Below are 6,515 nucleotides of genomic sequence, written 5' to 3' on the forward strand. Positions count from 1 at the left end.
CCCGATGACCCACCCGATGACGGAGAGATGATGCGCAGCACACCGGCGCTGTCCCTGCTCGCCGTGGGCGTGGCCCTCGCCGCCGTCACCGGCCTGGCCGGACTCGGTGACGATCCGGCCGCCCCGCGCCCGGCCGGTGAGACCGGTCGCGCCCCCGTCGAGCGCACCACACTGGTCTGTCCCCAGCCCACCCGGGGTGAGGGTGCCACGACCTGGTACACCGCCTTCACCCCCGAGGTCGAGGGGCCCGCCGACGGTCCGATCGGTGTGGCGGAGCTGACCCCGGCTCCCGAACACCGCACGGATGGTGATCCCGCGGAGGGCGCCGACGACTCCGATGACGCCGAGGACACGGACGCGGACGCCGCCGAGGACGGGGACGCCGAGGACGGGGAGGCCGAGGACACGGACACCGACGACTCCGATGATGGGGACGCGGACGCCGCCCAGGACGCCGAGGACGCCGACGTCCCCGCCGGTGTGCTCGCCCTCGAGGAGCCCGGCGCCCCCGTCGCCGACTCCACCAAGGACGCCGACGCCCCCGCGCTCACCGGCACCGCCTCCGGCCGGCTCGCCCCCGGTTGGACCGTGCAGCAGACCACCCGGGTGCCCTCCGGCACCGGCCGGGGTCTGCTCGGGACCGCCTGCCAGACCCCGGACACCGGGTTCTGGTTCGCCGGCGCCTCCACCGTGGACACCCGCACCGACTACGTCCACCTGATCAACCCCGACGACTCGGCGACCGTGGTCGACATCGAGCTGTACGGGCAGGAGGGCCGTCTGGAGAACCTCTTCGACGAGGGCGTGACGCTGCCCCCGAACCGCGGTGTCCCGGTCCGCCTCTCCACCCTGACCGACTCCGCCGAGACCAACCTGGTCGTGCACGTCACCGCCCGCACCGGCCGGATCGGCGCGCAGATCGAGGCCATCGACGACCAGTTGGGCACCGACTGGCTGCCCGCGACCACCGCGCCCGCCGCCGGGCCCGCCCCGATCGTCCTGTCCGGCATCCCGGAGGACGCCGAGACCGTCCGGCTCGTCGCGCTCAACCCCGGCGACACCGACACCACCTTCGGGATCCGTTTCATCGGTCCCTCCGCCACCATCACCCCGGCCGGCAACGAGTCCGTGCACCTGAGGTCGAGGCTGTTGGAGTCGGTGGACCTGGGCGACGTGACCCGGGGCGAGGCGGGAGCCCTGTTGCTGCTGCCGCCCGAGGGCGTCGAGCGCGTGCCCGTCGTCGCCGGGCTGCGCATCACCCGGGGCGAGGGGGAAGAGCAGGAGATGGCCTTCGTCTCCGGCACGGCCCCGTTGGAGCGGCGCGCGAGCGCGGCCGGCAACACGGAGAAGGGCACCGAGCTCTTCCTCACCGCGCCGGGGGAGGATGTCGAGGTCACCGTGACGCTCTCGTCCGGCACCGACGGCGGCGGCGCCGTCACCGAGACGCACACCGTCACCGGCGGCACCACGCTCGCCGTCACGCCGGGAGCCGCCGACGACCTGGAGGGCCGCTACGCCCTGACGGTCGAGCGCACCGGCGGTGGTCCGCTGTACGCGGCCCGCTCCCTGACCATGACCACCCGGGACATCCCGATGTTCACCGTCCAGTCCCTGCCCGACGACCGCTCCACGGTTCAGGTGCCGGAGACCGGACGGGACCTCGGGGTGCTCACCCGCTGAGCGGAACCGGGCCGGGACCACCGGGCCACCGACGTGACGGGGCGGTGCCCTCCGCCGGGAGGGCACCGCCCCGTCACGTGTGCGAAGGCGTCGCCCCTCGCCGCTCACTCCTCGCCGTAGCGCGGGTCCACCGACTCGGGGGCCAGCCCCAGCAGGTCGGCGGCCTGCTCCACGACCACCTCGTGCACCAGGGCCGACCGCTCGTCCCGCCCCCGGCTGCGCAGTTCGATCGGCCGGCGATAGACCAGGATCCGGTCCGGGCGGCCGTCGCGCCCGCGCAGCACACCGCCCAGCGGCACGGAGTCCGGGCCGCCGGCGCCGGTCGGCAGCTCACCGGTGGGTGGCACCTCCAGCACGTCGAACTCCACCCGGGCCAGTTGGGGGAGCCGTCGCCGCAGCCGATCGGCGGAGTCCTCGACCAGACCGTGGAAGGTCTCCGCCCGGGTCACCGCCAGCGGAACCCGGGGCGGCGCGATGGGGCCGCGCATGCCGCGACCGTGCCGGTCCCGGTGCCGGCGTCGTCCGGGAGGTGTCGCCGAGGTCCCGCTGCGGTCGTCCATCGTCTCCGACCATAGATGAAGCCGATCGGCGGCAGGAGGACGCGTGGACCGATAGACGGGGTGACTTCCGGACGAACTTCCGGACGAAACGGCACGATGCGACCATGTCCCGGCCATCCCCGCACGACACGGGAGGGTGACGGGGCCGTCATGCGTCGCGACCCGCTCAGGAGTGCGGTACGGTCCAACATCGTGAGCCCCGTACGTCGCTGTTCGCGAACCGCGTGCGGCCGTCCCGCCGTGGCGACGCTGACGTATGTCTACGCGGACTCCACGGCGGTCCTCGGTCCCCTCGCGACCTATGCCGAGCCCCATTGCTACGACCTGTGCGCCGAGCACTCCGAGCGGCTCACCGCGCCGCGTGGCTGGGAGGTCGTGCGCCTGGCGCCGGATCCCCGGGCCCCGCGTCCCGTCGGCGACGACCTCGAGGCCCTCGCGGACGCCGTCCGCGAGGCCGCCGGGCCACCCCGGCAGGCGTCCCCGGAGGAACGCGGTCGCGGCCGTGAACGTGACCGGGACCAGGACCGGGAGCGCTCCCGCGAGCGTGGCCGGGACCGCTCCGGTCGTTCCCCCTCCCGCGGCACCGGCGAGCCGACCGAGGTGGTCCGCCGCGGGCACCTGCGGGTGCTGCGCTCCCCGGACCCCTGAGTCCCCGGGGCCGACACGCCCGACACGCGCCCGCGCCGGAACGCCCTCGGCCGCGGCGCACGGCCGACCCTCCGACAGCCGGTCGTCCCCGGTATCCCGGTCGTCCCCGGGGCCCCGTACGCGCGATCTTCGGCCGGCTTCCCCTTCGACGTCCGCATATGCGCCCGTATCCCCCCGGTCGTAACATCCAATCGGTAGATTGGCGTGGTCGATCGCACCGGGTGTTCCCGGCACGACGGACCGTTCGGGCACCCGGGCAGCGCCGCCCCGTGCCGGCGGGGCCCGCCCGCGCCGCGCCCGTCCGACCCCCGAGCCGCCGAGCCGGGTCGGGCCGGTACCCCGGCGTCGGCGGGACGCCCCGCGCCGAACCATCGGGAACCACATCGAGGACGAGGGGTGAGCTGTGCCGGATCTGTCGCAGATCGTGAAGGCGTACGACGTACGGGGTGTGGTCCCGGACCAGTGGGACGAGGAGCTGGCCCGCCTCTTCGGAGCCGCCTTCGCCGAGGTCGCCGGGGACGGGGACGCCCCCGCCGGCGGTGTCGTCATCGGCCACGACATGCGCCCCTCCTCGCCGGGCCTGGCCCGCGCCTTCGCCGAGGGCGCCGCGAGCCGGGGCGCCGACGTGACCGCCATCGGCCTGTGCTCCACCGATCAGCTCTACTACGCCAGCGGCGCGCTGGGTCTGCCCGGCGCGATGTTCACCGCCAGCCACAACCCGGCCCGCTACAACGGCATCAAGATGTGTCGGGCCGGCGCCGCGCCGATCGGGCAGGACAGCGGCCTGGCCGAGATCCGCGCCCTGGTCGAGCGCTGGGCCGACGCCGGCGGCCCCCCGGCCCCCGTGGCCGGGGTCGGCGAGGGCGCCCTCACCGAACGGGACACCCTGCGGGACTACGCCGCCCACCTGCGCACCCTGGTGCCGCTGGAGGACATCCGCCCGCTGCGGGTGGTCGTGGACGCGGGCAACGGCATGGGTGGCCACACCGTGCCCACCGTCCTGGAGGGCCTGCCGGTCACCCTGGACGCCATGTACTTCGAGTTGGACGGCACCTTCCCCAACCACGAGGCCAACCCCCTGGACCCGGCCAACATCGTGGACCTGCGGGCCCGGGTGCGGGAGACCGGCGCCGACCTCGGCCTGGCCTTCGACGGTGACGCCGACCGCTGCTTCGTGGTCGACGAGCGGGGTGAGCCCGTCTCCCCCTCCGCCGTCACCGCGCTGGTCGCCGCCCGCGAGCTGGCCAAGCACCCCGGCGGGACGATCATCCACAACCTGATCACCTCCCGGGCCGTCGCCGAGGTGGTCCGGGAACACGGCGGCACGCCCGTGCGCACCCGGGTCGGCCACTCCTTCATCAAGGCCGAGATGGCCCGCAGCGGCGCCGTCTTCGGCGGCGAGCACTCCGCCCACTACTACTTCCGGGACTTCTGGAACGCCGACACCGGCATGCTGGCCGCCCTGCACGTGCTGGCCGCCCTCGGTGAGCAGGACCGTCCGCTCTCCGCGCTGGTCGCCGAGTACGACCGGTACCCCTCCTCGGGGGAGGTCAACAGCACCGTCGCCGACCAGGCGGCGAGTCTGGCCACCGTCCGCGAGGCCTACGGTGACCGACCGGGCGTGGAACTGGACGAGCTGGACGGTCTGACCGTGAGCGCCGCGGACTGGTGGTTCAACCTCCGCGCCTCCAACACCGAGCCGCTGCTGCGACTGAACGTCGAGGCCGACGACGCCGCGACGGTCGCCAAGGTCCGCGACGAGGTGCTGGGCCTCATCCGGATCGGCTGACACCGGTGGGGCCGGCGCGGCGGGACACCCGGAAGCCGGGTGTCCCGCCGCGCGTGGCCGCCCCCGCGACCGGCCGGTAGGGTGAATCACGGGCCGGGAACCGCCAACGGCCCCCGAGAATCGCCTGTCACGGACCGTTTCGACCTCCCCGGGAACCCCACATGTCGCTCGTTGACGCCGGACTGCTCGACCTCCTGGCCTGCCCCGCCTGCCACGCGCCGCTGCGGGAGGACGGGACGGCCGGGGAATCCGGGGAACTCGTCTGCACCTCCGACACCTGCCGTCTGGCCTACCCGGTTCGCGACGGCATCCCCATCCTGCTCGTGGACGAGGCCGAGGCCCGCGAGGCGTCCTGATCCCGCTCCACCGGGCGATCGGAGTCCGCCAATGATCGACGAATCGATGCTCGACGCCCCCGACGCCCTGGCCCGCGCCGATCTGCGCGGTCTGCTGCGTGCGCTCGCGGGGGCCGGCGCCCGGGTTCGGGTCGCCGCCCGTGCCGCCGAGGAGTCCGACCTCCACCGCCTCACCCCGCAGGGCAGCCCCGGCACCGTTCTGGTCGCCGGACCGGCTCCGGCCGGTCCGCTCCTGGCGCGCACGCTGAACGCCCTCGTCGAGCCCGCCGTGCGGGTCCACCGGGTGGAGCCGGTGGGGCCGCTGGCCGACCCCGGTGCCCTGCGCTGGCCGATGCCGGAGTGGGTCGGTCCGATGGACCTGCTGCTGATCCTCGGCCCCGACGGCAGCGAGCCCGGCCTGGGAGAGCTCTTCGAACGTGCCTGGCGCCGGGGCTGCGCCGTCGCCGTGGTCGCCCCCGAACGCTCCTCGCTCTCCGGACTGGCCGCCCGCCGCAGCAGCCTCCGCCTGCCCCTGGTCCACCCGGACCGGGAGGAGGCCGGCGACCACCCCGCCGCGCCCGGCCCGGCCTGGTCCGCCGTGGTCCCCGCGCTGATGCTCGCCGACCGCCTCGGACTGTGCGGGGCGGGCCCGGCGATCCAGTCCGCCGTCGCCGACCGTCTCGACGCCGTCGCCGGCCTGTGCGGCCCCGCCTCCGCCTACGACCGCAACCCCGCCAAGGCCCTGGCCGGCGAACTCGACGGAGTGCTCCCCCTGTTGTGGTCCCGGGGCCCGCTGGGCCGGGCCGCCGCCGGGCACGCGGCCGACCTGATGGCGGCGCTGCCCGGCGTCCCCGCGCTCGCCGCGCCGCTGCCGGAGGCACTCGCGGCCCACGGACCGCTCCTCGCAGCCGACCGTCGCGGTCCCGGCGCCGACCCCGACGACTTCTTCCGCGACCGGGTCGACGAGCCGCAACCCCCGTTGCCGAGGATCGTGCTGCTCCACGAGGAACCCGCCGTCGACGGTCCCGGCGCGAACGGCCCGAACGGAGCCGGCCCGAACGGGGGGAACGGCGCCGGATCGGGCCCCGGCGAGGAGGACCCCGACGGCACCGTCATCCCCTCGCCACTGCCCGCGGCCCGGACCCTGGCCGGCGAGTACGGCGTGCCGATCACCGAGTTCGCCCCCGAACCGGGCGAGCCGTTGATCCGCCTCGTCGACCTGGTGACCCGCCTCGACTTCACAGCCGTGTACCTGGCGCTCACCCCCTCCGGCCGACCATGACCCGGCCCGGGCCCCGGCCCGGGCTCCTCACCGTCGACCGGGATGCCGGCCCGTCCGCACCCGTCGCCGTCGATCACATCCCGTCCGCACCCACCCCCTGGAACGCCCCGCATGGACCGTCTCGCCAATCCCGTGCGCCCCTACGCCTGGGGCTCCACCACCGCCATCCCGGAGCTGCTCGGCACCGAGCCCACCGGCGAACCGCAGGCGGAGCTGTGGAT

6 protein-coding genes are annotated in these 6,515 nt (G+C 75.1%); 5 read left to right on the forward strand and 1 reads right to left on the reverse strand.

Annotated elements, in window-relative coordinates:
• On the forward strand, positions 1-1,680 hold a 1,680-nt coding region (locus tag FNQ90_RS09020; RefSeq protein ID WP_323379852.1), incomplete at its 5' end, for a DUF5719 family protein.
• Positions 1,681-1,784: 104 nt separating this feature from the next.
• Here FNQ90_RS09020 and FNQ90_RS09025 read toward each other — a convergent pair.
• Positions 1,785-2,240, reverse strand: coding sequence for a metallopeptidase family protein (locus FNQ90_RS09025; protein WP_143620021.1), 456 nt, complete (start codon positions 2,238-2,240; stop codon positions 1,785-1,787).
• Positions 2,241-2,390: 150 nt separating this feature from the next.
• Between FNQ90_RS09025 and FNQ90_RS09030 the strand changes: the two genes are divergently transcribed.
• The 4 genes from FNQ90_RS09030 (at position 2,391) to FNQ90_RS28105 (ending at position 6,294) form a co-directional block, all read left to right on the forward strand.
• Complete coding sequence (locus tag FNQ90_RS09030) at positions 2,391-2,888, forward strand: DUF3499 domain-containing protein (protein WP_182605887.1); 498 nt, start codon at positions 2,391-2,393, stop codon at positions 2,886-2,888.
• A gap of 403 nt (positions 2,889-3,291) precedes the next feature.
• Positions 3,292-4,677, forward strand: coding sequence for a phosphomannomutase/phosphoglucomutase (locus FNQ90_RS09035; protein WP_182605888.1), 1,386 nt, complete (start codon positions 3,292-3,294; stop codon positions 4,675-4,677).
• A 161-nt stretch (positions 4,678-4,838) separates the two neighbouring features.
• The gene (locus FNQ90_RS09040) at positions 4,839-5,033 is read left to right on the forward strand and encodes a Trm112 family protein (RefSeq protein ID WP_143620014.1); all 195 of its coding nucleotides are present in this window, start codon (positions 4,839-4,841) and stop codon (positions 5,031-5,033) included.
• 31 nt (positions 5,034-5,064) lie between these two features.
• Positions 5,065-6,294: a phosphoheptose isomerase family protein gene (locus FNQ90_RS28105; RefSeq protein WP_182605889.1), complete on the forward strand. Its 1,230-nt coding sequence runs from the start codon at positions 5,065-5,067 to the stop codon at positions 6,292-6,294.
• Positions 6,295-6,515 lie beyond the last annotated feature (221 nt).

The sequence above is a fragment of the Streptomyces alkaliphilus genome, assembly GCF_014141535.1.
GTDB lineage: Bacteria > Actinomycetota > Actinomycetes > Streptomycetales > Streptomycetaceae > Streptomyces > Streptomyces alkaliphilus.

Bases quoted from the DNA above. Each gene is read 5' to 3' on its own strand.
- FNQ90_RS09025 (WP_143620021.1), bottom strand. From the start codon at position 2,240: ATGGACGACCGCAGCGGGACCTCGGCGACACCTCCCGGACGACGCCGG.
- FNQ90_RS09030 (WP_182605887.1), top strand. From the start codon at position 2,391: ATGCGTCGCGACCCGCTCAGGAGTGCGGTACGGTCCAACATCGTGAGC.
- FNQ90_RS09040 (WP_143620014.1), top strand. From the start codon at position 4,839: ATGTCGCTCGTTGACGCCGGACTGCTCGACCTCCTGGCCTGCCCCGCC.
- FNQ90_RS28105 (WP_182605889.1), top strand. From the start codon at position 5,065: ATGATCGACGAATCGATGCTCGACGCCCCCGACGCCCTGGCCCGCGCC.